At 72.5% G+C, this 25,578-nt stretch carries 21 protein-coding genes; 12 read left to right on the top strand and 9 right to left on the bottom strand.

Annotation, left to right across the window (positions count from 1 at the left end; genetic code table 11):
* The first annotated feature begins 4 nt into the window (after positions 1-4).
* Positions 5-1,882: a WD40 repeat domain-containing protein gene (locus tag GBN72_RS14225; protein WP_151772161.1), complete on the top strand. Its 1,878-nt coding sequence runs from the start codon at positions 5-7 to the stop codon at positions 1,880-1,882.
* An 11-nt stretch (positions 1,883-1,893) separates the two neighbouring features.
* A complete protein-coding gene (locus GBN72_RS14230) occupies positions 1,894-3,177 on the top strand; it encodes an MFS transporter (RefSeq protein ID WP_151772162.1) in 1,284 nt (427 codons plus the stop codon).
* 63 nt (positions 3,178-3,240) lie between these two features.
* On the opposite strand, the gene GBN72_RS14235 is transcribed toward GBN72_RS14230, so the two are convergent.
* The 3 genes from GBN72_RS14235 to GBN72_RS14245 are packed head-to-tail and all read right to left on the bottom strand — an operon-like array spanning position 3,241 to position 6,769.
* A complete protein-coding gene (locus GBN72_RS14235; protein WP_151772163.1) occupies positions 3,241-4,464 on the bottom strand; it encodes an MFS transporter in 1,224 nt (407 codons plus the stop codon).
* Positions 4,464-5,591: a glycosyltransferase gene (locus GBN72_RS14240; protein ID WP_151772164.1), complete on the bottom strand. Its 1,128-nt coding sequence runs from the start codon at positions 5,589-5,591 to the stop codon at positions 4,464-4,466. The genes GBN72_RS14235 and GBN72_RS14240 overlap by 1 nt, the downstream gene beginning before the upstream one ends.
* Positions 5,588-6,769, bottom strand: coding sequence for a 3-dehydroquinate synthase family protein (locus GBN72_RS14245; RefSeq protein ID WP_164540628.1), 1,182 nt, complete (start codon positions 6,767-6,769; stop codon positions 5,588-5,590). The genes GBN72_RS14240 and GBN72_RS14245 overlap by 4 nt, the downstream gene beginning before the upstream one ends.
* Before the next feature lie 150 nt (positions 6,770-6,919).
* Here GBN72_RS14245 and GBN72_RS14250 point away from each other — a divergent pair, with 150 nt between their 5' ends.
* The 5 genes from GBN72_RS14250 (at position 6,920) to GBN72_RS14270 (ending at position 12,159) form a co-directional block, all read left to right on the top strand.
* Positions 6,920-8,131 carry a nucleotide sugar dehydrogenase gene (locus GBN72_RS14250; RefSeq protein WP_218042052.1) on the top strand — a complete coding sequence of 404 codons (1,212 nt, stop codon included), beginning with the start codon at positions 6,920-6,922 and terminating at the stop codon, positions 8,129-8,131.
* A gap of 85 nt (positions 8,132-8,216) precedes the next feature.
* Positions 8,217-9,242 carry an NAD-dependent epimerase/dehydratase family protein gene (locus GBN72_RS14255; RefSeq protein WP_151772166.1) on the top strand — a complete coding sequence of 342 codons (1,026 nt, stop codon included), beginning with the start codon at positions 8,217-8,219 and terminating at the stop codon, positions 9,240-9,242.
* 58 nt (positions 9,243-9,300) lie between these two features.
* Positions 9,301-10,557 (top strand): glycosyltransferase, encoded by a 1,257-nt coding sequence (locus GBN72_RS14260; RefSeq protein ID WP_151772167.1) that lies wholly within the window; start codon positions 9,301-9,303, stop codon positions 10,555-10,557.
* 212 nt (positions 10,558-10,769) lie between these two features.
* Positions 10,770-11,147 carry a nuclear transport factor 2 family protein gene (locus GBN72_RS14265; protein ID WP_151772168.1) on the top strand — a complete coding sequence of 126 codons (378 nt, stop codon included), beginning with the start codon at positions 10,770-10,772 and terminating at the stop codon, positions 11,145-11,147.
* A gap of 370 nt (positions 11,148-11,517) precedes the next feature.
* Entirely contained in the window at positions 11,518-12,159 is a 642-nt protein-coding gene (locus tag GBN72_RS14270) for a TetR/AcrR family transcriptional regulator (protein WP_151772169.1), read from the top strand.
* A gap of 195 nt (positions 12,160-12,354) precedes the next feature.
* Here GBN72_RS14270 and GBN72_RS14275 read toward each other — a convergent pair whose 3' ends face one another.
* Positions 12,355-13,944, bottom strand: coding sequence for an FAD-dependent monooxygenase (locus GBN72_RS14275; protein WP_151772170.1), 1,590 nt, complete (start codon positions 13,942-13,944; stop codon positions 12,355-12,357).
* An 89-nt stretch (positions 13,945-14,033) separates the two neighbouring features.
* On the opposite strand from GBN72_RS14275, the gene GBN72_RS14280 reads away from it, so the two are divergent.
* The 5 genes from GBN72_RS14280 to gap all read left to right on the top strand — a co-directional run bounded on the left by GBN72_RS14280 (position 14,034) and on the right by gap (position 19,662).
* Positions 14,034-14,678 (top strand): TetR/AcrR family transcriptional regulator, encoded by a 645-nt coding sequence (locus GBN72_RS14280; RefSeq protein ID WP_151772171.1) that lies wholly within the window; start codon positions 14,034-14,036, stop codon positions 14,676-14,678.
* A 200-nt stretch (positions 14,679-14,878) separates the two neighbouring features.
* Entirely contained in the window at positions 14,879-16,579 is a 1,701-nt protein-coding gene (locus GBN72_RS14285) for an eCIS core domain-containing protein (RefSeq protein WP_151772172.1), read from the top strand.
* A 153-nt stretch (positions 16,580-16,732) separates the two neighbouring features.
* Positions 16,733-17,485: an alpha/beta fold hydrolase gene (locus GBN72_RS14290; protein ID WP_151772173.1), complete on the top strand. Its 753-nt coding sequence runs from the start codon at positions 16,733-16,735 to the stop codon at positions 17,483-17,485.
* A gap of 55 nt (positions 17,486-17,540) precedes the next feature.
* The gene (locus tag GBN72_RS14295) at positions 17,541-18,497 is read left to right on the top strand and encodes a GlxA family transcriptional regulator (protein WP_151772174.1); all 957 of its coding nucleotides are present in this window, start codon (positions 17,541-17,543) and stop codon (positions 18,495-18,497) included.
* 166 nt (positions 18,498-18,663) lie between these two features.
* The gene (gene gap, locus GBN72_RS14300; RefSeq protein WP_151772175.1) at positions 18,664-19,662 is read left to right on the top strand and encodes a type I glyceraldehyde-3-phosphate dehydrogenase; all 999 of its coding nucleotides are present in this window, start codon (positions 18,664-18,666) and stop codon (positions 19,660-19,662) included.
* 30 nt (positions 19,663-19,692) lie between these two features.
* Here gap and GBN72_RS14305 read toward each other — a convergent pair whose 3' ends face one another.
* The 5 genes from GBN72_RS14305 to GBN72_RS14325 form a co-directional block, all read right to left on the bottom strand.
* Positions 19,693-20,586, bottom strand: a complete 894-nt coding sequence (locus GBN72_RS14305) for a carbon-nitrogen hydrolase family protein (RefSeq protein WP_151772176.1) — start codon at positions 20,584-20,586, stop codon at positions 19,693-19,695.
* 186 nt (positions 20,587-20,772) lie between these two features.
* Entirely contained in the window at positions 20,773-21,729 is a 957-nt protein-coding gene (locus tag GBN72_RS14310; RefSeq protein ID WP_151772177.1) for an isopenicillin N synthase family dioxygenase, read from the bottom strand.
* Between the two features lie 165 nt (positions 21,730-21,894).
* Entirely contained in the window at positions 21,895-22,872 is a 978-nt protein-coding gene (locus tag GBN72_RS14315; protein WP_151772178.1) for a formylglycine-generating enzyme family protein, read from the bottom strand.
* Positions 22,869-23,516, bottom strand: coding sequence for a GTP cyclohydrolase II (locus GBN72_RS14320; RefSeq protein WP_151772179.1), 648 nt, complete (start codon positions 23,514-23,516; stop codon positions 22,869-22,871). The genes GBN72_RS14315 and GBN72_RS14320 overlap by 4 nt, the downstream gene beginning before the upstream one ends.
* Positions 23,516-25,393: a WD40 repeat domain-containing protein gene (locus tag GBN72_RS14325; protein WP_151772180.1), complete on the bottom strand. Its 1,878-nt coding sequence runs from the start codon at positions 25,391-25,393 to the stop codon at positions 23,516-23,518. Before GBN72_RS14325 ends, GBN72_RS14320 begins: the two co-directional genes overlap by 1 nt.
* Positions 25,394-25,578: the final 185 nt, after the last annotated feature.

The raw sequence follows: 25,578 nt of genomic DNA on the forward strand, positions 1-25,578 counted from the left end.
CGTCATGAGAATTCTCCACGTGGAGGGCACGGGCCTTGTCGTGTCGGACTCCTTCGGCCGGGTCCACGTCCTCGACGAGGAGCTGCGGCTCGTCCGCTCCTCCCCCCGTCTCCGGCAGGGCCGGCCGCTCTACGGCCTCACGGTCGCCGACGGCTGGATCATCGGCAAGGACCGCATGGGCGCGGTGCTGCGCTGGTCGCTCGAGACCCTCGACCTCGTCAACCGCCTCGACCCCGCCACCGTCTGCGACACGTCGACCCTGATCGAGGGTGAGGAGCCCTCCCCGGTCAGCTCGCGGGGCATCGGGGTGTGGGAAGGCCGCGTCTTCGTGACCGCCGGCTACCACCACCAGATGCTGGTCCTCGACCTGGACACCTTCGACGTCCTGGAAATCCGTCCCAACATATGCGGCTCCAGTCCCATGGAATGGGCGTGCACCGAGCATCCGGCCCTGCACGCGATATCGGACAAGAAGGGGAATCTCCGGCTCGGGAGTTTCTCGGACCTGGAATTCCCTGCTCATGTGAAGCTCGACGACGGGAATATCCACCGGGTCCGCTACGACGCCCGGCACGATCGTTTCTGGTGCACCCAGGACTTCGGCGAGGGCGAGACCGCGGACATCGCCAACGGCGTGGTGACGGTGAGCCCGGAGGGCGTCAAGGAGAGCGAACTGCTCTTCGCCCGCGACGACGTGGAATTCGTCGCCTTCTCTCCCGACTTCACGCGGGCCTACTCCGGCGGATTCGACGGCGAGCTGTACGTGTTCGACAACACCGACCGGGAACTCCGCGTCGAGCGCGTGGTGACGGGCTTCTCCCACCAGCTCGCCGACATCACCGTGAGCCCGGCCGGCGACGTCTACGTCCTGTGCCAGGACGGGGAGATCGTGCGCCTCGCCCCCGACGGCTCCTTCGTCCAGGGGCTGGGCTTCAGGCGGCAGGCGGTCTGGGACATCCAGCCCTCGGCCGAGGACCCGTCCGTGCTGTACTGCGCCACCGACTCCGGCGTCGCGGTCGCGGAGGTCCGTCAGGTCCCCAGCGGACCGACCCTGCACATCCTGGAGGACCACGAGACCGGCCACGGCTTCACACGGCGCCTCACGCCGGTGGACGGCGGCTGGATCGGCGTCAGCCGCGACCGCCAGGTCTTCCGCGCCCGCCGTGGCGGAGAGGTCCTGTGGAGCCGCTCCCTCCCGGAAGGGCTGCTGCACACCGTCACCGCCTCGCCGGACCACGCCCGCGCCCTCGTCGCGAGCAACGCCGGCGCCCTGGAGCTCGACACCGCGACCGGAGAGACCCTCGCCTCCCTCTCCGTGGACGGGCTGCCGGTGTGGGCGTGCGCCTACCTGCCGGACGGGAGCCGGGTACTGGCCACCCGCAACGGCGTCATCGCCGTCTTCGGGGCCGGCCACGACCGGCCGACGTGGCGCCTCGACCAGGGTGAGTACCCCAAGCGCATGTGGGCGCAGGGCGACTTCCTCTACGTCGTCGGCGACGGAGGACTCAAGGAGATCGCCGTCGGTCACGGCGTCACCCGCACCTGGAAGGACCTGCTGTCCAACACCGCCGAGAACGCGACCGTCGCCGACGGCCTGGTCTGCGTGAGCTCCTACGGCATGCAGGTCGCCGCCTACACCTATGAGAACGACGAGTTCGTCGGCTTCATGGAAGACCTCCCCGACTACCCCAAGGCCCTCACCGTCGTGCGCGACGACAGCGGACGACCGCACCTCCTCCTCGGCTGCCGCACCGGCCTGCTGTCCCTCTACCGCCTGGACAAGTCACCCGAGGACGGTACGTTCGCCAAGCTCGAGGACCACTGGCTGCCCCGCCGCCCGGCCCGCTACACGCTGCGGAGCCGGCCGTCCGCGGCCGAGTGAAAGAGCCGACGATGCCCCAGCAGACCGCGCCCGACGAGGAACTCGCCCCCTGGCACGACCGACGCTTCCTCGTCTTCGCCACCGGGAACTTCGTCAACAACCTGGGAGAAGCCGCCTACAAGGTCTGTCTCCCGCTGTTCGTCTACGACCTCACCGGGTCCCTGGTGACGATGTCCCTCCTCGCGGCCCTGGCCCCGGCCATGCTGCTGCTCAGCCCCTGGCTGGGCGCGGTCGTGGACCGCTGGGGCCCCCGCGTCTTCGTCGTCCCCGGCCTGGTGGTCCAGCTCGCCGGCGCGGTGGCGCTCAACCTGAGCGTGCTGGCCGGACACCCCTCCACCCCGGTCCTCTTCTGCATGGCCGCCCTGGTGCAGCTCGGGGGCGAGATGTACCGGACAGGATGGATCACCGGCGTCCCCGGCATGTTCCCGCGCAACGCCGCCCGGTCCCGGGCGGTGCTCAGCAGCCTGTTCGTCACCTCCAACATCGCCGGCCCGCTCCTCGTCGCGGTGGGCCTCGGCCTCGTCGGTTACCTCGGGCTGCTCTGGTTCAACGCCGCCACCTTCCTCGCCCCGGTCGTCGTCTGGCTGCTCGGCGTCCACCCGCCCGCGAAGGAACGGCCCCCGGCCCGGGCCGGAGGACGGCTCGTCTCCGGCCTGGGCCGTGACATCCTCGACGGCTGGCGGGTGGTGAAGGCCGAGAAGCGGGTCCTCTACGCGGAGGCGATGGCACTGCCGCTGCACTTCGCCAGCGGCATCGGCGTGCTCTCCTTCATGGTCTGGTACCTGCGCGACGAGTGGCACATGCCCGCCAGCGGCGTCAGCACCGCCCAGGCCGTCGCCAACCTCGGCGCGCTGGCGGGGAGCGTCTACATCGCCGCCCGGGCCCGCACCCGGCCCCGCATGGTCCTGGCCGCCTCCGCCACGGCCATGACCCTGGCCCTGTTCGCCATGTCGCTGCCGTCGACCACCCTCTTCGTGATCTGCATGGTGGTCTTCTTCACCATGCGCTCCGCCCTGACCGCCGTCACCGCCCTGATCAACGTCAAGTACCTGCCGCCCGAGGTCATCGGCAGGGCGGAGGGCCTGTTCAACCTCATGGGCGGCGCGCCGATCCTGATCGCCCCGCTGCTGATCCCCGTGGTGCAACGGGCCTGGGGAGGCACCGCGGTGCTCGTGTTCCTCGGCCTGACGTCGAGCCTGTCGCTGCTGTGCCTCGCCCGCTTCTGGTCCCGCTGGAGCGCGGCGGAGGCCGCCGTCCCCGGTGAACCCGTGCGCGGCGCCTCGCCCGTCGGATAGCGAGGGGCGGGCGGCCGGGTGGGCTCCCACCGGCCGCCCAAAGCCCCCGGCGCGGGCCCCGGCTCAGGAACCGCCGGCGGCCACCGGCCGGTCGTGCCCCGGCTGCTTGGAAGGGCCCCGCCCACGGCCGGCGATCCTCGGCTCGAGGGCGAGGCAGACGGCTGCGGCGGCCACCAGGACGGCGGCCACCAGGGCGGTGCTGCGCACCCCCCAGGAAGGCAGCAGCAGCGCCCCGACCAGTGCGCCCGCCGCGACGCTGGCGTTGAAGACCGCGCTGTGGGCGGCGGTGGCGTCCTCCGTGCGGCCGGGCGCCACGTACAGGATCCGGTTCGCCGTCGCGCTGATCATCAGGAACATGGCGGCACCGAACAGGGCGAGCAGGCCGATGGTGACGAGCCGGAAGGCGCCGAGACCGTGGAGCCCGAACAGCGCGCACGCGAGCAGCCCGGTGGAAACGATCACCGCGCCCCGTGGCCAGCGGTCCAGCACCATCCCGCCGACGGCCATGACCACCACGCCCGCCGCGCCCCGCACGAACAGCAGCGGGCCCATCGCCGAGTCCGGGAAACCGCCGACCTCGCCGAGGAAGGGCACGGTGTACGTGGTGGCGGCGGACAGGCCGGTGACCGACAGCGCGGTGGCGGCCAGCAGCACGGCGAACCGCCGTCCGTCCGGTGCCGTGGCGGAGACGTGCTCCTCGTCGGCGCGGGTGTTCGGCAGGAAGACGACCATGGTGACCAGCGCGGCCAGGCCCAGGCCGGTGAGCATCAGGAACGGCGCCCGCCACCCCCACTGCTGGCCGATCCAGGTGCCGGCGGGCACCCCCATCACCGTCGCGACCGAACTCCCGGTGAACACCACCGTGACGATCCGGCCCCGCAGCCGCGGCGGGAACAGACCCACCGCCGTGACGACCACCACCGACCAGAAGACCGCGTGGGCCAACGCGGTGACCACCCGGCCGGCCAGCAGGGACGGGTAGCCGGGAGCGAACGCCGTGACGCAGCTCGCGGCAACGAACACGGCCAGCACCCAGGAGAGCAGACGGCGTCGTGGGACGTCGCGGGTCGCCCTGACCAGGGGCACCGACACCACCGCGACGGTCAGGCCGTACCCGGTGACGAGCAGACCCACCGCCGACAGGGAGGTGTCCAGGTCTCCGGCCATCGACGACAGCAGGCCCCCCGGCAGGTTCTCCGTCGCCACGAAGCAGAAGGTGGCGACGACCAGCGCGACGAGAGCGGCCACCCGCGCGTGCGGGCGCGCCTGCGGAGCGATGCCCGGCATCAGCCGCACCGGTCCAGGACGCGTTCGACGTGTCCCTCGTAGGTGTGGTTCTCCTCGACGTACGCACGCAGACCGGCGGCGGCCTCCCGCAGCTCGGGCAGGTGGCGCAGCGCGTCGTCGACCGCGCGTCGCAGCGCGCGCTCGTCGGCCGCGGGAACGACCCGGCAGGCCGGCGAGTCGGGCACCTGCTCGGCCAGCACCTCGGAGACGATCACCGGCTTGCCGGCGCTGATCGCCTGCGCGAGCGCTCCGGACGCCCCGCCGTAGCCGGCGAACTCCTGCTGGTAGGGGAAGACGATCACGGAGGCCCGGCCGATCACCTCACCCAGCCGTTCCCTGGAGATCCAGCCGCTCTCCCAGTCGACACGGGTGTGCGGGTACTCGGCGCTCAGTTGCTTCTCCACGCCGTCGTACTGCTGGCCGAGGATGCGGAGCAGGGGACCGCCGGCCAGCGCCGACAGCAGCACGCGGACGCCCTTGTCGGACCGCGCGCTGCCGATGGACAGGACGTAGGGCTCCTCGTCGGCCGGCGCCGCGCCGCGGGCGAAGGCGGCGGCGACCTCGGCGCGGGTGGCGGTCGGCCAGCCGGCCCGCAGCAGGTTGCGCGCGTCGACGAACTGCCGCGCCTGTCGCTCGCCGACGGCGGTGTTCACCACGAACAGGGCGTCGGGGGCCTGCCCGCGCACCAGATCCGCCAGCCGCCCGCCCTCGCCCAGGCGCCGCATGGCGTCGGCGGCGAAATAGCCGGGCCGGTGCAGGGAGTGAGCGAACCTCAGCCCGGTCCCGGGGGCGGGCCAGGCCGGGTAGTTCTCGTCGAAATAGCAGTTGAGGAAGACCGTGGCCCCGTGGTCGTGCGCGTCCCGGCAGGCTTCGGCGAGCCTGCCCGGGTCGACGGCCCGGGAGTAGGGCAGCTTCACCGCGCCCGATCCGGGCGAGGCGCCGGTCGTGGCCCGGTGGGTGACCGCCGGGTCCAGCCGGTGGTGGGTCAGGTACGCGGGCGGGCAGTACATGCGGACCGGCCCCGGCGCGGCGACCGTCGCCGCGGCGTTGGCCAGGCCGACGACGTAGTCCGGGTGGTGGCCCAGGACGGTGTCGGTGAAGTCGTCGAAGAGCGCCACCCCGGTCATACGGCACCCAGCCTCTCCCGGGCGGGCCCGGCCTCCACGAGCGTGGGCCCGGGCGCGGCCCCGACGACCGTGCCGAGCGCGGACATCACGAGGTCCACGGGAACCGGGACCAGGGGTAATCCGCGGTCACCGGTGACGACGCGTCCCGCCGACTCCAGCAGCACCATGGGAACCTCGTCGGGCGCGCAGGGCAGGTAGCCGCGCTTGTTGTCCCGGGCCAGCACCGCGCGTATCCGCTCCCGGTCGAGCCCGCCGGGCCCGGCGGCGGCCGGGGGCAGCCGCAGCCGTCCCACCACCTGACGGTGCAGGGCGAGGCCGTCGTGGCCGAGGTGCCCGAGGTCGTGACTGACCTCGGCGGCGACCAGCATGCCCCAGGCGATCGCCTCGCCGTGGCCGATCCCGCCCCGGGAGACGAACTCCAGCGCGTGCCCCATCGTGTGTCCGTACTCGAACACCAACGCCTCGCGGCGCTCCCGTGGATCGGAGCGCAGATAGGGCGCCTTGGCGTCGCGGCCGATGTCCAGCAGTTCGAGCAACGCGGCGGCCGGTTCGTCGGCCAGCCGGCCGAGGGCCTGCTCCAGCGCGTGCCGTCGGTCCGGTACCACCGCCAGCACGTTCTTCGCCATCTCGGCCAGACCGGTGAGCATGAGGCCGCGGGGCACCGAGGTGAGCCAGCGCAGGTCGCAGGCGATGAGCGAGGGCACGTGGTAGGTGCCGCAGAGGTTCTTGCCGCCGCTCAGGTTGACCGCCTGCTTGACCGACAGCACCGAGTCGAACGCGGCGATCGGCGTGGTCGGCAGGTGCACCAGCCGGACGCCCCTGAAGAGCAGCCCCGCCGCGAGTCCGGCGACGTTGCCGACCATGCCTCCGCCCATGGCGACGACCACCGTGCTGCGGCTGGCGCCCTGACGGACGGCGAACTCGACGATGTCCTCGACGAGTGACAGCGTCTTGCGCTGTTCACCGGCGTCCACGGTGAACAGGGCCACCCGCACGGCCTCCGCCAGACCGCGGGCGACGGGCTCCGCGTGGACGGCGACCGCACGGTCCGTCACCAGGAGCACGAGATCCGCGGTCGCGGCCAGGTCGGCCAGCGCGCCGACCAGTTCCTCCGTGACGTCGACGCCGTACAGGTACGGGACGTCCTTGCCGTCGAGCGACACCTCTTGCCTGAGCAATGAACACACCTCTCGCATGCGGGGGCGGGAAGGAACCGGACACATGTGACGGGAGCGCTCCCAGCGTACAGATGAGTCGTGCTAGCGTACGAATACTTTCCTGATCTTCCACGGCTGACGTGTGTGGTACGAGGCAATCGGGGTGGGCCGTTGAGCGCGTTGGGCCGGGCGGACGGGGATCTCCTCCCCACCGTGATCATCGGTGGCTGCGGAAGGGTCGGACTGCCGCTGGGGATCGCCCTCGCCGCACGGGGGTTACCGGTCGTCCTGTACGACATCAACGAGGCGGCCGTCGCCACGGTCAACAGCGGCGTGCTGCCCTTCGACGAGCCGGGCGCGGCCGAGCCGCTCGCCGCCGCGGTCCGTGACGGACGCCTGGTGGCCGTGACCGACCCGTCCCGCATCGCCGAGGCCGAGACGGTCGTCGTGATCGTCGGCACCCCGGTGGACGAGCACCTCAACCCGGACGTCGGCGCGGTCCCGCGGGCCGTCGAGGCGTGCGCCGACCACCTCCGCGACGGACAACTGCTGGTCCTGCGCAGCACCGTCCACCCGGGCGTGACCGCGCTCACCGAGAAGACCCTCGCCGGACACGGCCTCGACATCGACGTGGCCTTCTGCCCGGAGCGCATCGCCGAGGGCCGGGCCATGACCGAACTGTTCTCCTTACCGCAGCTCGTCGCGGCCCGCACCGAACGCGCCTACCGGCGGTCGGAGGCGTTCTTCCGCCACCTCACCGACCAGACCGTGCGGCTGGCCCCGGAGGAGGCGGAACTGGCGAAGCTGTTCACCAACACCTGGCGCTACATCAAATTCGCCGCGGCCAACCAGTTCTGGATGATGGCGAACGACGCCGGCCTCGACTTCGACCGCATCCGCGGGGCGATCACCCACGACTATCCGCGCGCGGCCGACCTGCCGGGCCCGGGCTTCGCGGCGGGACCGTGCCTCTTCAAGGACACGATGCAGCTCGCGGCGTTCAGCCGGAACAACTTCGCGCTCGGCCATTCGGCGATGCTGGTCAACGAGGGACTGCCGCTCTACCTGGCGGCCCGCCTCGAGGCCCGCTACGACCTCTCCCGGCTCACCGTCGGCATCCTCGGCATGGCCTTCAAGGCCGGCAGCGACGACACGCGGGCGAGCCTGTCGTTCAAACTCCGCAAGATCCTCGCGCTCAAGGCGCGCGAGACCTTGTGCAGCGACCCCTACGTCGTCGACGACCGGTTCCTGCCGCTGGACGAAGTGCTCGAGCGCGCCGACCTGCTGGTGATCGGCGCGCCGCATCCGGAGTACCGCGACCTGCCGACCGGGACACCCGTCGTCGACATCTGGGGCATCAACGGCCGCGGGACGCTCGTATGACGGCTCCGAGGGCCGCCACGACCGCGGCCCCGGCATCGGACGCGCCGGTGACCGGCGCTCGACACCCTCAAGGGGCGGACGCGAAATGGTGAAGGTACTCGTCACCGGGTCGGCAGGCTTCATCGGCGGCTACGTCGTGCAGGAACTGCTCGGACGCGGCCACGAGGTGGTCGGCCTGGACGACTACTCCAAGTACGGGCCGGTGAGCCACGCCCACGACACCCACCCCCGGTACCGCCTGGTCGAGGGTGACGCGCGGGACGTGGAGCTGGTGCGGTCGCTCCTCGCCGACTGCGACCACTTCATCGCGGGCGCCGCGATGATCGGCGGCATCTCCTACTTCCACACCTACGCCTACGACCTGCTGGCCACCAACGAGCGGATCATGGCGGCCTCCTGCGACGCGGCCATCGAGGCGCACCGGGCCGGCACCCTCCGCAAGATGACGTACGTGTCGTCCTCGATGGTGTACGAGTCGACGGACCGGTGGCCCTCGACGGAGGGCGACGAGCGGCGCGTACCGCCCCCGGCGTCGAGCTACGGCTTCCAGAAGCTGGCCGTCGAGTACTACGCGAGGGCCGCCCGGGACCAGTACGGGCTGCCGTACACGATCGTCCGGCCGTTCAACTGCGTCGGCGTGGGGGAGGGCCGGGCGGCGGGACAGGCCGAGATCCTGTCGGGCAACGTCACCCTGGCCATGTCCCACGTCGTGCCCGACCTGGTGCAGAAGATCGTCAAGGGGCAGGACCCCCTGCACATCCACGGCGACGGCAACCAGGTCCGCCACTACACGTACGGGGGCGACCTCGCCCGCGGCATCGTCGACACGCTCGAGCACCCCGGCGCGCTCGACGAGGACTTCAACCTGTCCACCGAGCGGTCGACGACGGTCATGGAGCTGGCCCGGCTGATCTGGGACAGGATCAAGGGGCCCGGCGTGCCCTTCCGGCACGTCAGCGAGCAGTCCTTCCCGCACGACGTGCAACGGCGCGTCCCCGACGTCACGAAGGCCCGTGAGGTTCTCGGCTTCGAGGCGACGACGAGCCTGGAGGACATGCTCGACGAGGTGATCCCCTGGGTGACCAAGGCCGTCGCCGACGGGCGCCTGTGACGGACCCGTCCGCCGCGGTGACCCGTCGGCGTGAACCCCTACCGGAAGATGGAGAGACATGAGTTCGACGAGCCCTCGGGCGTCGGTGGTCATACCCACGTACAACCGCGCCGAGGAACTCCGGGCGACCCTGGAGTCGCTCGCCGGGCAGAGCCTGCCGGCCGACGAGTTCGAGGTGATCGTCGCCGACGACGGTTCGAGCGACGCGACCGCCGAGCTGGTGCGGTCCTTCGCGTCCCGGCTGACGTTGCGGTACTTCTTCCAGGAGGACCGGGGCGCGCGCGCCGCCGCGGCGCGCAACGCCGGTGCGCGCCTGGCCGGAGCGCCGGTCCTGGTCTTCCTGGACACCGGGACGCTCGCCGGCCCCGGCTTCCTCCAGGGGCACCTCGCGCACCACACCGGGCGGGACGGCGAGGCCGGGCCGAAGGTCGTGATCGGCTACACGTACGGCTACCGGCCGTTCGACCCCACGCCGGGTCTCGCGGAGGCCGTGGCGGAGCTCTCCCCGGAGGACGTGCACCGGCGTTACGGCGAGGACCCCTCCTTCCAGGACTGCCGTCACCCGGAGTTCGCGTCGGTGGACTTCGACGCGGACGCGCTCCCGATGCCCTGGATCATGTCCTGGACGGTGAACCTGTCCGTCACCACCGAGGACTTCTGGCGGGTCGGCGGGTTCGACGAGACCTTCGAGGGCTGGGGCGTGGAGGACCTGGACCTCGGCCTGCGGCTGTACAAGGCCGGAGCCGGGTTCCGGGTGGGCCGCGAGGCGTGGGCCATCGAGACACCCCACGAACGCGATCCGGCGGGCAACGCGGAGAGCGTCGTCCACAACGCCCTGCATCTGCTGAGGAAGTTCCCGGAGCCGGCGGTGGAGCTGAACTGGGCCTGGTTCGCCACCGGGGACTGGCTGGTGCAGGACAACTCCGCGACCCTGCACGGCCGGTACGCGTCACTGCTCGACTGGACGCGGGAGGCGGGCGGTCTGAGCGTCCGCCAGGAGATCGAGACCCTGATCCAGGACGTGCCGGCCGGATCGCGTGTCGCCGTCTTCGGCTGCGGCGGGTCGCTGCCGCCGTCCTTGCCGGACGACGCCGTCCTCCTCGACTTCGACGAACGCGTGGTGGCCGGCGCGGCCGCCGGGGGCTCGTCGCACCGCGTCCGGCACGGGCTCGGGGTGCGTACCTGTCTGCCGGAGCAGTCGGTCGACCTGGTGGTGGTCACCAGCCGCCTGCGGGGGGTCTGGGAACCGTACGGCAAGCTGATCCTCGACGAGGCGCACCGGGTGGGCAGGACGGTACGCAGCACCTGCCCCTGACCGGCCCCGGCCGGCCGGGACGGCCCACCCCCTGCCCGGGGACCCGGCCTCCCGGCCTCCCGGGCCCGCTGCCGGGCCTTCCGGCTGCCGGGCTGCTGGGTTTCCGGGCCCCGGGCCTGCCGGGGCGCCGCGTGGTCTTGGGCTCACCTTCGTGTTCCGCGGTGTTTCTGATCGCGGGATGGTCGTCGCCTCGGCGATGGCACAATGCGCCCATGGATCATGGCAGCGCGCGGACGTGGGTCGACTCCTGGGTGACGGCGTGGAACGCCCACGACCTGGACGCCCTGCTGGCGCACTTCAGCGACCACGTGACGTTCCGGTCGCCGGTGGCCGCGCAACTCCTCGGCGGCGACGGGGTCATCCGCGGCAAGGAGGCCCTGCGCGACTACTGGGCCGAGGGACTGCGCCGCATCCCCGACCTGCGGTTCGAGGTGGTCGGCAGCTACCTGGGCGTGGACTGCCTGGTCATCAACTACCGCAACCAGAAGGGCGGTCTGGTCAACGAGGTGCTGATCTTCGACGGCCCGCTGGTCGTCGAGGGATACGGCACCTACCTCGGGGAGGACGCCAACCCGGCCGGGGCCCGCTGAGACCCGCACCGCCGTCCACGTCACGGACGACGTGACGCCAGGGCGGCGCCGCCGCGTCGCCCGGTTCCTCCCGCGTGCCCGTGCCTCCGCGCCCACGACGCGACCGAGCGCGCCCGCCGCCGCCCTCACCCGTCCGGGGAAGGCCCTGCGGCCGCCCGGCCGCCCGGCCGGCCGGTCCGGCGCCGGGCACCTCGCGGGCCGACGCCCACCTCACCCCACCTGCGCCCAGAGGCGGCCGCGGAGCTTTATCGACACGTTCCCGTGTCGATACGGTAGAGTTCCGGTACTGGCAAGTATCGATACGATCGAGTATCGGTAGGGGTGGGCAAGCCCCGAAGCCGCGGTGCAGCGGCGGAGGAAGGAAGTGGGCATGGCGTTGCGTGCCGAGGACGGAGTCCGGCCGGAAGCCTCCTCGCGGCGTTCCAAGATCACCCCGGAGCGTGAGCGGGAGTTCTTCGACGCCGTGCTGGAGCTGATCCGTGAGCACGGCTACGAGGCCGTCACCATGGACGGTGTGGCGGCCGCCACCCGGTGCAGCAAGTCGACGCTCTACCGGCAGTGGAAGACGAAGACCCAGTTCGTGGCCGCCGCGCTGCGCGCCAGCCGCCGAGGAGGGTTCGCCGCGATCGACACCGGATCGCTCGCCGGGGACCTCCGGCAGGTGGCCGCCAGCCTGGGGGAGGTGTCGCACGGGGACACCCGGCTGTCCCAGGCCCTGGGGCATGCCATCACGGCGGACAGTGACCTCCGCGACGCACTGCGCGAGGCCTTGGTCGACCCCGAGGTGGCCGCTCTGCGCGCGATCCTGCGCAGGGGGGTCGACCGGGGCGAGGTTCCCGCGGACCATCCGGCGCTGCCGTTCGTGCCGGACATGCTGTTCGGCGTGATGCGCATCAGGCCGGTGCTCTCCGCCCGCTATGCCGACGCCGGCCACATGGTGCGGTTCGTGGAATCCGCCGTACTGCCCTCGCTCGGACTTGACGAAGACCCAGGCCGGCCGCCCGCGGGATGAGGCGGACGGCCTGAGCGTGCCGCACGTGGGGACGGCGTGGCACGCGACCGGGGCCCGGTGGGACGCCTCCTTGAGCGGAGAGGCGGCCCACCGGGCCCCATTGACGTACCCGTGAGGGTGGGTGGGAGAGGGGCCGGCTCTCCGAACCGGCGCCGACCCCCTCCGCCACGCGGTGGGGCGTCCGGCGGTCCCGGTTCAGCCGGTCCGCGCCAGCCTGCCGATCGCGGAGAGCAGGGTGTCCCCGGCGACGGGCGCACGGTCCGAGGCCCAGGAGACGTAGCCGTCGGGCCGGACGAGCAGGACGGCCGCGCCGAGGCCGTCCGGGCAGGTGGCGCGGACGAGGTCGACACGGGGCGGGAGGCGGAGGCCGTCCGGCAGGGTGCCGGCCAGGTCGAGCAGGACGGCGTGACCGGAGCCGAGGAGTGAGGACAGGCGGGTGGGTCCCGTGCCGGTGACGAGGCCGGCGTCCGGTACCCGGTGGCCGGTGAGCGGGTGGTCGCCCGGCAGCGGGTAGCGCAGGGAGAGGCCGGACACCAGACCGGCGATGTGGCGGTTGGCGTCGGGCAGGCGCAGCAGGTCGACGACGATGTCCCGCAGCGCCGCCACGTCCCCGCTCGGGTCCGGATCCGCGAGGAGGCGCTGTGCCGACGTGTGGTGCAGGACCCCGGCCGCCACGGGGTGGCGTTCGTGGTGGTAGCTGTCCAGCAGGCCGTGCGGTGCCCGGCCCTGGACCTCGGCGGCCAGTTTCCAGCCGAGGTTGAACGCGTCCTGGAGGCCGAGGTTGAGGCCTTGGCCGCCCAGCGGAGGGTGGATGTGCGCGGCGTCGCCGGCGAAGAGGACGCGGCCGGCCCGGTAGTGCTCCAGCTGCCGGGTGGCGTCCGTGAACCGGGACGGGTTGTGGACCTCGCCGAGGGTGGTCCCGTCGCCGTACACCGCCCGCAGCGCCGTACCGATCTCCTCCCGGGTGACCGGCGCGTCGCCGTCGCCGGCACCGCCGAGGTCGGCGTCGTCCGAGCCGGTCCGGTCCGTCGTGTCCGTGCGGCCGTAGGTGAGCCGGTACCGGCCTTCGCCGAGCGGCACCAGCATGGCCCAGTAGCCTCCCGCCCGGCGGGTCAGCGTGCTCATGTGCCCCAGCTCCCGCGGCACCGAATCCGAGGCGGTGGCCAGGCGGATGTCGGCGAGCACCGCCCGCCGGGTGCCCGGCCTGCCGGGGAACGGCAGGCCCAGCAGCTTGCGTACCGTGCTGTGCGCGCCGTCGCAGGCCACCATGTAGCGCGCCCGCACCCGCAGCCCGTCCGCCGACACGACGGTGACGCCGCCGTCCCGCACGCCGCCCTGCCGCTCACCGCCCTCCCGCTCGCCGCCGTCCTGCTCGACCGCGCGGACCGCGGAGCCGCGGAGAACCCGCGCGCCCCCGGCGACGGCCCGCTCCTCGAGCACCTCCTCGACCCTCCACTGCGGGCAGGAGAGGGGAAACGGGTGCCTGGTCCGCCAGGGAGAACAGTCCAGGGGCACCGGGAGGCCGGCGAAGTGCCCGCCCGTCGGCACACTCGAGGCGGAGGACGTCAGCAGTGGTTCGAGCAGGCCGCGCGACTCCAGCAGCTCGGCCGAGCGCGGCTGGATCCCCCCGCCCTTGACCTGCTCGATCCGGTGGGGTGATTTCTCCAGCACCAGCGTCCTGACGCCTGCCAGCGTCAACTCGCACGCCAGCATCAGCCCGGTGGGCCCGGCGCCCACCACGACCACATCGGTCTCGACGGTCCCCGCGGTCCCGGCGTCGTCCATGTCCAGCCCCTCACATTCACTCGCCCGAGGGCAAAAGTATACCGAGTGCAAAAATAGCCTGGGGGGAGCGGACTGCTAGCGTGGGAAACATGGAGGACGCCAAGGCAGGGCTGCGGGAACGCAAGAAACGACGGACCCGCGCGACGATCTCCGACGCGGCGATCGCGCTCTTCCTCGAGCACGGCTTCCAGCGCGTCTCGGTCGCACAGGTCGCCGAGGCGGCGGAGGTGTCCAAGCGCACGCTGTTCGCGTACTTCCCGACCAAGGAAGACCTCGTGGTGCACCGGCTCGCCGACCACGAGACCGAGGCGGCACGCGTGGTGCGGGCCCGCGAGCCCGGCACGGATCCGCTGGCCGCCGTGCGCGAGCACTTCCTGCGCGGACTGCGTGAGCGCGACCCGATCAGCGGGCTGAACGACCACCCGCAGGTGCTGCGGCTCACCCGGATGATCTACGACGCGCCCTCGCTGGTGGCGCGGATGGAGGGCTTCAAAGCGGGCGCCGAACGCGAACTCGCCCTGGCCTTGGAGGAAACGGCGGACACGCCGGAGCTCACGGCACGCCTGGCCGCCGTCCAGATCGTCGCGGTCCAGTGGGCGCTGGCGCAGGACAACGCCCGGCGTCTGGCCGGCGGGGAGCCGGCCGACGCGCGTTTCGAGGGGGCGGTGGCGGACGCGCGGCACGCGTTCGCGCTGCTGGAGAACGGCCTGCGGCAGCCGGCTGCCCAGCGCTGACCCGCGCGGGACGGCCCACCCCGGCGCACCTGGCGCACCCGGCGAACCCCGCGGTCACGGCCCCCGGGCTGCGGTGAGCGGTGCGTACGTTCGGGCAGTCCTCGTTCCTCCGGCCCTGCCCTCTTTCCCCTTCTCCCCGGCCGGGCGGCGCGGCAGCATGGGTCGTTGATCCGTGTGTGCCTGAACGAGAGGAAGCGGCCATGCGTGCCGACAGAGAGCAGCGCCTCGCCGAGCAGGGCAACGACAAGCGGGCGCTTCCTCGGCAGGCCGGCCAGGCCCCGGCTCTCCTCGGCCCGGGGCCTGCCGCCGCCGGGCGTACCGGCGGGATGTCTCCCGAGGCCGCGCGCTCCCTCCAGCGGACGATCGGCAACGCCGCGGTCGTCCGTCTGATGGAACAGGAACGCCACCAGCACGACGCGCACTGCGGCCACGCCAACGCCACTCAGCGCCTCGTCGAGGACGGGGCGGTGGAGCCCGACGCGATGGCCCAGGCGGACGCCGTGACACGGACCTCGGGCAGCCCGCTGCGGGCGGACCTCCAGCGCAAGATGGAAGGCGATTTCGGCGGCGAGGACTTCAGCGACGTCCGTGTCCACGTCGACCGCGGATCGGCCGACGCCCTCGGGGCCAAGGCCTACACCACGAAGACCAACCGGATCGTCTTCCGCACCGCGGCCGACATGGACGACCACACGGTGCGACACGAGTTGCAGCACGTCCGCCAGCAGCGGGCCGGAGGCGTGCCCACGGGGGTGAGCCACCCTACCGACGCCCTGGAACGCGACGCCGAGAACACGGCCTCCGAACTGGGACGGCAGACGAAGGGCGTGCAGCGTTCGGTGGCTCCGGAGCACAGCCCCTCACCGGTGTCGGCCCCGGCCCACGCCAACGTCGTGCAGCGGGTGTCGAAGACCTCGCGATCCTTCTTCCAGGCGTGGGCCGGGGAAGGCCCTCAACTGACCCCTGCGCAGAAGAACTGGGTGTGGCAGAAGCTCCTCGGTCTCAATGGGAACGCGCCCGCGCGGTTGACGAAACTGCCGGAGAAGCAGGCCCTGCAGCAACTGCTCGACAACAACGTGACCAGGGCCGCGATGGACGCGGAGATCGGCGCCGTCGCGTCGCCGGCGCAGCAGAGCGACGCTCCGGAGTCCATGGAGCAGTACCAGGAGCGGGCCGGGGGCACGGTTTCCGAGGCCGACCGCGTCTGGCGCGAGCGGCAGCCCGACATGCCCAGGCTGGAGACACGGACCTTCGACATCGAGGGCCTGGGCCGGGGAACCGTCGCGATGCTCAGGAGCGCCTCCGCTCCCAAGCGCCCCGACATGCTGGCGTGGTTCTCGCACGGTTACGAGGACAAGCACCCCATCACCGTCGGTACGCCACGGCAGTACGGCTTCGCCGTTCAGGGGGAGCAGAGCCTGAACCGGATCGGGGCCAATGCCCAAGTCTTCGCGTCACTGCCCGAGGCCCTCGCGAACGCCGGGTGGGAACCCACCACGAGCGCACCGGGTGAGTACGTCCAGCCCCACCACGCCACCGAACTCTCGCTGGAGATCGACCGCGTGACCGGGCTGGTCGACCACTGCGACGTGGCGGTCATGCTGGATTTCCAGTGGTCCGGCAAGGTCGCCGAGGAGTTCGCCGAAGCGAGGAAGGCCGAGACGCCGCCACTGCCCGTCATCATCGAGAACGCGCCGGCGTTCAGCAGGTACAAGTCGCTGCTGATCTATGCCTGCCGGACACCGTGGTCCGTGTCCGCGGCGGTCGAAGGCAGCGGCACACTCAAGGCACGCCTGCAGCAGGAACTGATGCAGAAGGAAGGGCTTTCCGCGACCGACGCGCTGGCGAAGGCCCAGGCGAAGTACGAGGGCTCTCCCCAGGAGGGCAAGGTGTACCAGTAGGAACCGACGGACCTTCCGGCCCACCGCCCGGGCGAGGCTCTTCTCTTCGGGGGGCCAGGACCGGACAATGGGGCCGTATCGGCTCAGTCGGTCACCGGTCACCGGTCACCGGCCATCGGTCACCGGTCATCGTTCAGGGGAAGGACACGCGGCGTGACACACGAGGAATACGGCGAGGGACCGCACGCGGTCATCGCGCTGCACGGCTGGTTCGGTTCGGCGGCGGCCTGGCGGACGGTCCGTCCGCATCTGAACGGCGCCGAGTTCCGGTACGTGTTCCCCGACTACCGCGGCTACGGGTCCCGTCTGCACGAGACCGGTGACCACACGCTGAAGGAAGCCGCGGCGGACGTCCTCGCGCTGGCCGACCGCCTCGGCCTGGAGCGGTTCTCGCTCGTCGGGCATTCGATGGGCGGCGCGGTCATGCAGCGGGTGCTGGCCGACGCGCCGCACCGGGTGCGCGCCATGGTCGGCATCTCCCCGGTGCCGGCCGGCGGTGTCCCCTTCGACGACCAGGCCTGGGCGCTCTTCTCCGGAGCGGCCGACGAGCCCGCCAACCGGCGGGTCATCGTCGACATGACCACCGGCAACCGGCTGAGCGGGGTCTGGCTGGACGCCGTCGTCGCCCATTCGCGGCGTCACTCCACGCCCGCCGCCGTCGCGGGCTTCCTCCAGGCGTGGGCGAGGACCGACTTCCACGCCGAGATCAAGGGCAACCCGGTCGAGGTGAAGGTGATCGTCGGCGAGCACGACCCCGCGCTGGGCGCGGACGTCATGGAGGCCACCTTCCGGCAGTGGTATCCGCGCTGCGAGCTGGAGGTGCTGTCCAACGCGGGCCACTACGCGATCGACGAGACGCCCGTCGCACTGGCCACATCGGTCGAGAGGTTCCTGACGACCCGGTGAGCGCGTCGGGGGAGGGCCCGGCGGGGCGGGAGCAGGTCGCACGTAGCCTCGTCGCATGCCAGCCTCCCGACTCCACCGTGTCGCCGTGCTCGTGCTCGAGGGCGCCAAGCCGCTCGACGTCGGCATCCCCGCGCAGGTCTTCACGACCCGCGCGAGCATGCCCTACGAGGTGCGCGTGTGCGGGGCGGCGCCCGGTCCCGTGACCGGCGGCGACGGCCTGTCGTACGACGTCGCCCACGGGCTGGAGGCGCTCGGGTGGGCCGACATCGTCTTCGTCCCCGGCTATCGGTTCCCGGACCGCGACGACCCGCCTCGGGCCGTCGTCGACGCGCTGATCGCCGCCCACGCCCGGGGCGCGCGGCTGGCCGCCATCTCCACCGGCGCCTTCGCCCTCGCCGCCACGGGCCTGCTCGACGGCAGGCGTGCCACGACCCACTGGCACTACGCGCGGGCGCTGCAGGCCAGGCACCCGCTGGTCCAGGTCGACGAGAACGTGCTGTTCGTCGACGAGGGCAGCGTGCTCACCTCGGCCGGCGCCGCCTCCGGCATCGACCTGTGCCTGCACATCCTGCGCGGCGACCTCGGGGTGGCCGCGTCCAACCACGCGGCCCGCCGCCTGGTCGCTGCCCCCTACCGCAGCGGCGGACAGGGCCAGTACGTGCCGCGCAGCGTGCCCGAGCCCACGGGGGAGCGCTTCGGCGCCACCCGGGAGTGGGCGCTGCACCGGCTGGGCGAACCCCTCACACTCGACGTCCTGGCGCGGCAGGCCGAGGTCTCGCCGCGTACCTTCTCCCGGCGTTTCGTCGAGGAGACCGGCTACACGCCGATGCAGTGGGTGATGCGCGCCCGGATCGACCTGGCCCGCGAACTGCTCGAGCGGTCGCAGCGCAGCGTCGAACAGATCGCCGCCGACGTCGGCCTGGGCACCGGCGCCAACCTGCGTCTTCACTTCCAGCGCATCCTCGGCACCACGCCGAGCGAGTACCGGCGCACCTTCACCCTGGGCGAGTGACCGGGCGAGTGACCGGGCGCGTGACCGGGCGGGCGACGGGGCGGGCGACGGGGCGACCGGCCGGGCGGGCGACCGGTGGCACGATCCTTTCGAACTGTGGCGATCTCGCCACTGTCAGCGGCCCGGGCGGCTGGCGAGACTGATGGCGAAAGGAAGGACATCACCCATGACTCGCATCGCCATCAACGGATTCGGCCGCATCGGACGCAACGTGCTGCGCGCGCTGCTCGAGCGTGACACCACCCTCGAGATCGTCGCCGTCAACGACCTGACGGAGCCCACCGCGCTCGCCCGGCTGCTCGCCTACGACAGCACCTCCGGACGGCTCGGCCGCCCGGTGACCGTCGACGGTGACGTCCTCGTGGTCGACGGCCGCCGGATCAAGGTGCTGGCCGAGCGCGAGCCGGCGCAGCTGCCGTGGGCGGAACTCGGCGTCGACATCGTCCTGGAGGCCACCGGCCGCTTCACCTCGGCCAAGGCCGCCGGCGCCCACCTCGACGCGGGTGCGAAGAAGGTGCTCGTCAGCGCGCCCGCCGACGGCGCGGACGTCACGCTGGCGTTCGGGGTGAACACCGACGCCTACGACCCGGCGGTGCACACCATCGTCTCGAACGCCTCCTGCACCACCAACGCGCTCGCGCCGCTGGCCGCGGTCCTCGACGAACTCGCCGGCATCGAGCACGGGTTCATGACGACGGTGCACGCCTACACGCAGGAGCAGAACCTGCAGGACGGCCCGCACCGCGACCCCCGCCGGGCCCGCGCCGCCGGCGTCAACATCGTGCCGACCACGACCGGCGCGGCCAAGGCGATCGGCCTGGTGCTGCCGAACCTCGACGGCAAGCTGTCCGGCGACTCGATCCGCGTACCGGTGCCGGTGGGCTCGATCGTCGAGCTCAACACGACCGTCGCCCGTGACGTGACGCGGGACGAGATCCTGGCCGCGTACCGTGCCGCCGCCGAGGGGCCGCTCGCCGGCGTCCTGGAGTACTCGGACGACCCGCTGGTGTCCTCCGACATCACGGGCAACCCGGCCTCGTCGATCTTCGACTCGGAGCTCACCCGCGTCGACGGCCGCCACGTCAAGGTGGTCGCCTGGTACGACAACGAGTGGGGCTTCTCGAACCGGGTGATCGACACGCTCGAGCTGCTCGCCGCCGGCTGACCGGGCGGCGGGCGCCGGGTTCCGGGCGGGTCACGGACGACCGCCCGACACGGCCGGCACCGCCCTCCTGCTCGCGGAGCGCGCGGCTTCCGCGCGCTCCGCGAGCATGCGCAACAGCGTGCGCACGGACGTGATCCGGCCGGGTTCCAGTTCGCCGACCAGAACCTGGGCGCGGTCCGTCCGCGCGACGCCGACCAAGGCGCCGTCCGGGGCGTACACGGCGCTCGCCCCTCCCGCCCGGCGGTCGGCGGGGCCGCCGATCGCGTTGGCGAAGACGCTGTAGAAGGTGTTCTCCAGCGCGCGGGCAGGCATGTACACAGCGGCTCGGCGCTCGGCTCCGACGACGAACGCGCTGGCGCACACGTAGACGTGCGCACCGGAGAGGGCGGCGGCTCCGGCATGCGCGGCGAAGGACATGTCGTAGCAGACGGCTCCGCCGAGCCGCCAGCCGTCGACCTCCCAGAAACCGTCCCCGCCCGTGCCGGCGGTGAAGATCCTGGCCTCGTCCGCGTGCCAGAGGTGCTGCTTCGCGTAGCCGAGGCGGACCGAGCCGGACGGGGTGAACTCCAGCAGGCCGTTGGCGAGCCGGCCGTCGGCACGCCGGACCGCCGCACCGGCCAGTACCAGCGTCCCCGTCCGCACGGCCGCCTCGGCCAGGGCGTCCAGACGCCCGTCGGTGACGGTGCCGGTCGCGTCGGCCGCCACCTCACAGCGCGACGCGTCGGCCATCAGGGTCGGGAGGTCGTACCCGCAGAGGTGGAGCTCCGGCAGGACGGCCACGCGCGCGCCCAGCCAGGCCGCCTCGGTGACCATGCGGGCCGCCAGCCGGGAGTTGCCGGCCACGTCGGCCGGGGTCGCCTCCGCCTGGAGGACGGCGAGCCTGAGCGGGGCGACGGGGACGTCGGTCGGAGTGTGCGTGGTCATCGGTCATCGGTCCTTCCCGGTACGGAGCGGAAACTGTTCGGCCCGCCGGCCCACCGAGGGCCCGCCGGCCCACCGCGGGCCCTCTGATCCCGGGCCCCCTGGCCCACCGCGAGGCCCTTCCAGCCCGTACGGCGACACCCCGCGCTCCCCGCCCCGAGCGGGGGCTCGCACACGGCGGGCACGACGTCACCCGTCCTCTCCCGCACCGGGGCCGGTCCGTGTGTCGAGCCGGTTGATGCGGTACATGGTGCGCTCGAAGAGCGCGTCGGCGGTCAGTGTGGGGAAGCGCCGGGGTGCGTCCGGCGAGCCGGGCGGCCGCAGCGGCGTCAGCACCGTCCAGGGGGTCGGATGACAGAACTGGACGATGGACAGCCGGGGCCCCGTCTGCTGGGGATCGGCCACCACCCGGTGCACCGCGGCGCGTGCCAGACCGTCGGTGAGCCGCTCCAGGACCATGCCGACGTTGACGATCGCGTAGCCCTCCGGGGCGTGCACCGGCAACCACTCGCCGTCCCGCCCGAGGACCTGCAGGCCGGGGGAGGTCGCCCGGGGCAGCGCCGTGACGAGGTCGAAATCCTTGTGCTCCACGGCCCAGGTGTGCGCCCGCGAGGGCGCGTCGCGCATCGGCGGGTACCAGGCGGCGCGGTTGACCACCGGCCCGTCCTCGAGCATCTCCTCGAAGTAGCCCGGGTGGACGTTCAGGGCCTCGCCGAGGACACCGACCACCCGGACCTGGAACTCCCGCATGCGGGTGTGGAGTTCGGTCAGCGCCCGGCCGATGCCCGGAACCAGCTCGTCGGGCATGCGGGGGTCCGGGTAGCGGGCGGGGAAGCGGGTGCGCAGCGGGTGGCCCGCGGGCAGGGGCGCGCCCCAGTGGAAGAGTTCCTTCCAGTCGGGGGTGCGGTCGGACTTCTCGGCCGTCTCCACGAGCGGCGGCGTGTACCCCGACTGCCCGTTGGTGCCCGTCACCCGGGCGCCCAGCTTCGCCTCCAGGGGCAGCGAGAAGAACTCCTCGAGCAAGCCGTAGCACTCGTCGAGCAGGCTCTCCGGGACGGAGTTGCGCACCAGGAAGAAGCCGTCGCGCAGCGCGCCGCGCACCGTGGCGCCGTCCGGCCGTCCGCCGAGGCTTATCTCACGCAGCACGGCAGGCTCCCGCCGGTTCCTCGGGGTCGCCGACGTCGGTGATGCCGGGAATGCTCATCCGATCTCCTCAACTCTGGCTTAGGTGGGAGCTGTCCGGGCGTGGACGGCGTGGACCACGTGGACCGCGTGGACCGCGACAACGCCCGGACGGCGCGGACGCCGCGCTCAGGACGGCCGCTGACCGGTGGCCACACGGAAGCCGACCGGGTAGAGGGGGCCGGGGAAGGCCCCGTGACGGCGCCGGGTGCGTGTCAGGTCCCCGTATCTCGAGAAGCTGCCGCCGCGGGCGACGCGGTAGCGGTCCATGGTCTCGACCAGGTGGTCCTCGACGAACGGCCCCGCGGGGTACGGGGCGTAGTCGTCGGCCACGAACTCCTCGACGTTGCCGCCCATGTCGTGGACCCCGTACGGCGAGACGCCGGCCGGGAAGGCCCCCACCGGGCTGGTGGTGTGGAGGCCCGCCTCCCGGGTGTTGCAGGCATCGCCGTCGAAGAGCTGCCCCCAGGGGTACTCCCTGCCGTCGTCGCCCTTGGCGGCACGCTCCCATTCGGCCTCGGTGGGCAGCCGCCAGGGGTGCCCGGTCCGTTCGGAGAGCCATCGCGCGTACAGGTCGGCGTCCTCGGCCCGGACGCCGGCGACCGGGTGGTTCGAGCGTTCCCAGGGATAGGCGCCGAGGTACCACGTCGTCGGACGCGCCGGGTGGCCCGTGTCGGCCAGGAAGCTCCGGTACTCGCCGTTGGTGACCGGGTAGGCGGCCATCCAGAAGTCCCGCAGCACCACGGTGTGCCGCGGAGTCTCCTTCTCGATCCAGGAGCCGACCACGCCGACGTGCCGCCACCGCTCCACCACGCCGTCGACCTCGTCGGGGGCCAGCCCCACGGAGGTCTCGCCGCCCGGGACGAGGCGCGTCGCGGGCGACGGCCCGGTCAGCCGGGGATCCCCGGTGACCGCCAGGATCGCGCCGGCCGCCAGCCGCACCGGGAGGGGCAGGGCGGGGTCCTCGACCTGGGCGGCCAACCGCGCGGGACAGGCCGTCGCCAGGAGGGCCTCGGCCTGCTCCGGTGACGGATGGAACCGGGGGAGGGCCGCCAGCGCGTCCTGTTCCTTGAAGTGGGGGGAGTCCGCCACCTCGCTGAGCCTCATGACAACGTCTCCGCCACGCTGTCGAGCGTGTGGCCGCCGATCCGCGCCTTGGCGGACAGGTACCGGGCGTTCTCGTCGGTCAGGTACACCCCGGTCGGCAGGACCTCGACGACATCGATGCCGTGTTCGCGCAGCTGGGACGCCTTGTCGGGGTTGTTGGTCAGCAGGCGGATCCGGGTCTGGCCGAGCGCGTGCAGCATCGCCGCCGCGACGCCGTAGTCCCGCTCGTCGGTGCCGCGCCCCAGGAACCGGTTGGCCTCGAAGGTGTCCAGCCCCTGGTCCTGCAGCACGTAGGCGTCGAGCTTGTTGTACAGGCCGATGCCCCGCCCCTCCTGCCGCAGGTAGAGGACCGTGCCCCCCTCCTTCTCCATGTGGGTCAGCGCCTCGTCGAGCTGAGGGCCGCAGTCGCAGCGCTCCGACCCGAAGAGGTCACCGGTGAGGCACTCGCTGTGCAGCCGGACCAGGGGAGCGGCGCCGGGCAGGGCGGGCAGGACGCACGCCACGTGCTCGCCGTCGTCCGGAAGGCCGGAGAAGGTGACCAGTTCCGTCGACCTGCCGCCCACCCGGGCCATCGTCACCCGCACCCGTGCCCTGACCGTCGCGGTGGCCTCCGTGCCGGCCGGTACCGCCTTCGCGTACCCCATCACTTGTCCCGCCCTTCCGTCTCGGCGGCACCGCGGGCGCCGCGCACCAGGTCCTGAAGGCTCCACGAGGAGCGGATCCGCGGGAGTCCGCCGTCGGCGGAACACGCGACGATGCTGATCCGGCCGTCCCAGCCGGCGACCGCGACCGTGGAGCCGTCGAGCTGCACCATGCAGGAGAGGCCCTGCCCGAAGACGTCGAGGAGGTGCCCGGTGCTGAGGGCGGCGGCGCCGTCGGTCCAGCGGACCGGCCAGACGTACAGCCCGAAGTCGTAGGAACCCGCCAGGACGAAGGGCGCGTCGGCGGTCCCCAGGACGGCCACGCACTTGACCGACTCGTCGGGGCCCAGGAGGGTCTGCAGGGTCTGTACCTGCACCTCCCCGCCCGTCGTGCGCGCCAGTCTGCCGACCTTGACCGTGTGGTCACGGGACGCGCTCGCGGCCACCGCCTCGTCCAGCACGGCCACCGCGTTGACCAGGTTGCCGTGCTCCCACAGGGTGCTGCGGGAGGCGAAGGTGCCGACCGCGACGGTCCGGTCGGTCGCGGCGGAGAGGAACCCGGGACCGGGCAGCGCGGTCAGGGACTTCACCGACCCGCCGTGTGCCTGCGACCGCGCCCGCACCGCCAGGGTGACGGGATCCAGAGCGATCAGCTCACCGTTGTACGTGCCCGCGAGCAGGGAGCCGTCGTCGAAGCAGAGCGACGGAAGAGGGGCGCCGAGCCCTTCGCTCACGGTCACGGCGGCGCCGTCGTACCGGATCACCTGGCCGGAGTAGGTGCCCGCGTGGACGACGCCGTCGCGGACGACGAGGGAGAGGATCGGCCCGTCGGTGAGGTCGAGGAGGCGGACGCGCGGCTCCGGCGGGACGCCGGCCGACGACACGACGACCACGGTGCCGGAGTCGCAGCCGATGTACAGCTCGTCGCCGTCGGCGGCCATGGCGTTGGGCCCGTGGGTGGCCGCCAGCGGACCGGCGATCTCGGCGGTGGAGGCGAAGTCGAGGAGGTGAGGGCTGTTCCAGAAGCTGCCGGCGGCCAGCAGCCCGCCGGCGGCGGAGACCGAGCGCGGCCAGATGCGGGCGTCGTCCACCCGCTGGAGGCGCTCGCCCTCGGCGTCGAAGAAGTGCAGGGCCCCGTCGTAGGCGCCGACGACGAACCGCTCGTCGTCCTGCGACCAGGCCACGCACCGGGCGGCCGAGGTGGACACCTCGACGGTGCGCAGGTGGTCGAGCTTCTTGGTGAGCAGGTCGACGGCACCGTCGTCGCGGGTCACGGCCAGGACCTCGCCGTCCCCCGACCAGGCACAGCCCTCGATGGAGGACTCGTACTTCCGAGAGGAGGGCGCGGTGCCGAAGTCCGGGTCGGTGACGGCGACGAGACCGTCCTCGCCCACGGTGGCGACCAGGCCCTGCGAGCTCACCGACACCATCATGCAGTGCGCCTCGTGGGACCCGACCTCGCTCATGAAGCGGCCGGCGACGGCGTCCCACAGGGTGGCGCGGCCGTCCTCGGAGACGCAGATGATGCGCTCCCCGTCGGGCATCCAGGCGACGGAGTTGATGTCGTCGGTGTGCCGGGCCATGACGTTGACGAGGGACGCGGGTCCCTCCTCGGACAGGCGCCAGACCGAGACGGTCTTGTCGGCCGAGGCGGTGGCGAGGAGCTGGGGGACGGCGGGGTTCCACGCCGAGGCGTTGACCAGGCGCCGGTGCTTCAGGGTGGCCGTGGGAGTGGGACGGGCGGGGTCGGAGACGTCCCAGACGATGACGGTCCCGTCGTAGGAGCAACTGGCGAGGAGACGGGCGTCGTCCCGTAAGGCGACATGGGTGAGGGGTGCCGCGTGGCCCGATGCGGCGCGCGGCAGGTCGATCACATGCATAGCGACCTCTCATCTCATCGATGTAGGCAAGGGAAGCTGTGGGATCGCACGGGAAACACTCCACACCCTCACCTGCCGCGCTGGAATCTCGATTGCGTTCCTCTCGAGTCTCCGCCGCGTTCCCCTCGAGCCGCCCGTCCGCACCCGGCCGCCGAGGACGGCAGGACGTGCCGCGCCCGTGGCCG

It is taken from the genome of Streptomyces abyssomicinicus (genome assembly GCF_008974245.1).
In the GTDB taxonomy this organism is placed as follows: Bacteria; Actinomycetota; Actinomycetes; order Streptomycetales; family Streptomycetaceae; genus Streptomyces; species Streptomyces abyssomicinicus.